Origin of the sequence: Mesorhizobium sp. M1A.F.Ca.IN.020.06.1.1 (assembly GCF_004023265.1) — a bacterium.
Taxonomy (GTDB): Bacteria; Pseudomonadota; Alphaproteobacteria; order Rhizobiales; family Rhizobiaceae; genus Mesorhizobium.
In genome coordinates this window covers 1-3,330 of the sequence record NZ_RZSR01000687.1, presented here as the reverse complement: position 1 = coordinate 3,330, position 3,330 = coordinate 1, and the positions used below count along the sequence as shown (strand labels likewise).

Annotated in this window: 2 protein-coding genes; one reads left to right on the top strand and one right to left on the bottom strand. The window is 65.3% G+C overall.

The window, feature by feature from the left end; genetic code table 11:
- Window positions 1–583 (top strand): tyrosine--tRNA ligase (tyrS, locus tag EOA60_RS25060; RefSeq protein ID WP_128312071.1); only part of this gene is annotated, 583 nt, incomplete at its 5' end.
- A gap of 9 nt (window positions 584–592) precedes the next feature.
- Here tyrS and EOA60_RS25055 read toward each other — a convergent pair.
- A partial coding sequence (locus tag EOA60_RS25055) for a DUF3971 domain-containing protein (protein WP_128312069.1) occupies window positions 593–3,330 on the bottom strand: 2,738 nt, incomplete at its 5' end.

The following is a 3,330-nucleotide window of genomic DNA, read 5'->3' as shown; positions in this document are numbered from 1 at the left end:
GACCACGCCGCTGCTCACCACTTCCTCCGGCGCCAAGATGGGCAAGTCGGCCTCCGGCGCTGTCTGGCTCGATGGCGACATGCTGTCCCCTTACGAATTCTGGCAGTACTGGCGCAACACAGAGGACGCGGATGTCGGGCGCTTCCTGAAGCTCTACACGACGCTGCCGCTGGATGAGGTCGCGCGCCTCGAAAAGCTCGGCGGCTCGGAGATCAACGAGGCGAAGAAGATTCTCGCCACCGAGATCACCGCCATGCTGCATGGCCGCGAGGCGGCCGAAACGGCTGCAGAGACCGCGCGCAAGACTTTCGAGGAAGGCGCGCTCGCCGACACGCTGCCCAGCATCGACGTCGCCAAGGCTGATCTCGAGGCCGGCATCGGCATCCTGTCGCTGTTCGTCACCGCCGGGCTCCCCGGCTCCAATGGCGAAGCGCGCCGGCATGTCCAGGGCGGTGCCGTGCGCCTCAACGACCAGGTGGTGACCGACGACCGGCGCGTGGTGACGCTTGAGGACCTGGGCGCGGAAGGTGTGGTGAAGCTCTCGTTCGGCAGGAAGAAGCACGTTCTGGTGCGGCCGATTTAGTCGGGCTGATCACCGATATTCGAAGATTGAGCGAAAAATTCCCGGCGCCACCACCGACAGCGGATTGATGTTGAGCGTCGGCTTGTTGGCGTTGCCGCGCAGCCGGTAGGTGACGCCGATCAGGCCGCGGTCGCGGCCGTTGCCGAGCAGCGGGCCGAACAGCGGCAGTTCGCCGAAGATGCGGTTGAGCCCATAGACCGGCATGAAGGTGCCGGTCATGTCCATATTGTTGTCTTGGTCGTAGAGCGTGCCCTGGAAAGTCGTGCCGATGCGCGGACCCCGCAACAGACCGTTTGCCAGTCTGAGATAGCCGGAGCCCTTGTCGATCTCGGCATAGCCGCGCTCGAACTGCACCCTTGAGGTGTCGATGTTGGCCTTGACCGCCTGGTTGAGGCTGCGCGTATCGCCGGCCGGCCTGGTCGACACGATCGACGCAAGCTTCGGCTCGTTGACGACATAGAAATTGCTGGCGTCGACCTGGCCCTTCATTGGTCCGTCGGCGTCGCCCGCCAGCGACAGCGTGATGGCCCCGCCCTCCATATGCTCGTAAATGTTGAGGAAGCGCAGGATAGCGCCGGCATCGGCCGATTTCATCGTGAGGGACCGGCCGCCGTCGCCGGTGGTGTTTCGGACGGCAATGGCGGCACCCGAACTCGCCGTCGCGCTGACATCGAGACCATTCACCCGGGAGCCGGCAGCGCTGTAATTCAGCTTGAGGTTCGACAGCACCTCGTCGTGAAAGCCGGTCAGCGACTTCACGTCGGCGCTGACCGAGATCGCGTCGGCGCCGGCGCCTTTTGTGGCTGTATCGACGTCTGAGGTGAACTGTTTGATCAGCGAGCGGGCGTCGAGAGAGTCGCCGCTGACATTGACCGCATAGCTTTTGCCCGACCGTTTGACCGAGACCGCGACGTCGTCTCCCCTGTTGAGCGCGACCTTGCTGAACCGGGCCGAGGACAGCGCCCCGTTGACCAGTGTCACATCGCCGTCGATCGAAAAGCTCTTCCCATCGAGATCGAAGTCGGACAGCGTGGTCGTGCTGCCGGACTTTGCCATCGTGAAGGTGACCTTGGCCGGAATGCCGGCACCCTTGCTCCATCCTGCCCAGGGGATGTCGAGCCTTGCGTTGGTCAGGTCGGCCGACACGTTCTGGACGCCCTCGCCGCTCTTGTCGATCGCCACCTTGATGGTTCCGGAAAGCAGCGGCGACAGGCCGGGCATTGCTGCAGCGCGCGTCTTGTCGTCGATCACCAGCGCGACCTTACGGCTACGCGGCGGGCCGCTGTCCTCGAGCGGCTCGACCAGGTCGAGCTCGGCTGGAATGCCGTTCAGCTTCGCCTTCGCCGATATCACCGCACGGTCGGGGCTCACGGTGATCGACCCGTCGGCCTCGGTCACCATCTGGTCCTCGAACGGCTTGGCTAAGGAAAGATCCTGGTAGTCCAGCGCCACCAGCCAGTCGAGCCTCGAGGTATCTACGCCGGAAGTCAGCGGAATGTCGGCCCGCACATGCCCGGTGACGGTGCCGCTCAAATCCTCAGGCGCAAGCCCGACATGGCGCATGGCGTTGATCGGCTCAAAGGAGGCGAGTTCGGCGATCGCCGTGGCTTCGCCAGCGACATCGATGTCGAGAGAGCCGATCACGGGCGAAACATTCGCCTGCTTGATCGTCAGTGTGCCCCCGCTTGCCGCCACGGTGCGGCCGCTCGGCATAAAAACGCTGCCCGAGGACAGCGTGATATCGACATCGTTGCCGTGGAAGGCAACGACACCGACCGCATCGCGGATCGGCGGAATGCGCCCCGCGGTATCGAAGCGCGAGCCCTCGACCTGGAAGCGGCCGAACACCTCGTCGCCGGAAAGCGGAACGCCGTTGCCGAGCCGCCCAGGAACGACCTGGAACTGCAGGTTGGCGTCGACCACACGGCCGCCGAACAGGTTGTCTAGCACCCAAAGCCGCGCGTTGCGGGCGGAGAACCAGGGCCACAATTGCTTCACATGCGAAACCGGCATGTCGTGTACATTGAGCGACAGCGACACACCCGGCGGGCCATTGTCGATGAAGGCGAGCGACGCCGTGCCCAGCACGTCGCTCGAACCCCCGGAGCGGACGCCGATCTGCTCGGCGACGAGCTTGCGGCTCTTGGTCTGGTAGACGCCGGCGACCCGGGCAAGAAACTGAAGCGCCGGCTCCGGCGATTCCGAAGGCGCGAGCGTCGAGCCGTCGCTGACAAGGTCATAGCGGTAGGACGGCTCCTCGCCCGCGGCTGCCGGTTTCGGCCCGACCGAGCCAGAGAAATCGAATGTCGAGCGGCCGGTCCTGATCAGCAATTTGTCGACCGAGACCTTGTTTGATCCCGCGACCAATGTGGCCCTGGCATCGACGTCGGCCGGCAGCAGCCCGCGCGAGCCGAGATCGAGCACCGAGCCGCCGAGCGACAGCGACGCCGTCAGCCGCGACGGCGTGTCGCCGGACGCCTCGACGCCCGAAAGCTTCAGCGCAACAGAACCAAGCTTGCCGCCCTGGGCGGCGAAGTTCCCGCCGCTGGAGCTTCCCTGAGCGGGCGTTACGCCGACGTCCGCTATCGCGACGGCGGCGTCCAGCGATGCGATCCGCCTGGCGCTCGGATCGCGCGCCGCGGAGGCGCTCAGGCTTACATGTCGGCCGTCGACATCGGCTTTTGAAGACAGTTCCATGCTGCCTGTGCCCGTCTGCCCAACCGTGGCCTCGGCGACGGTCAGACGCC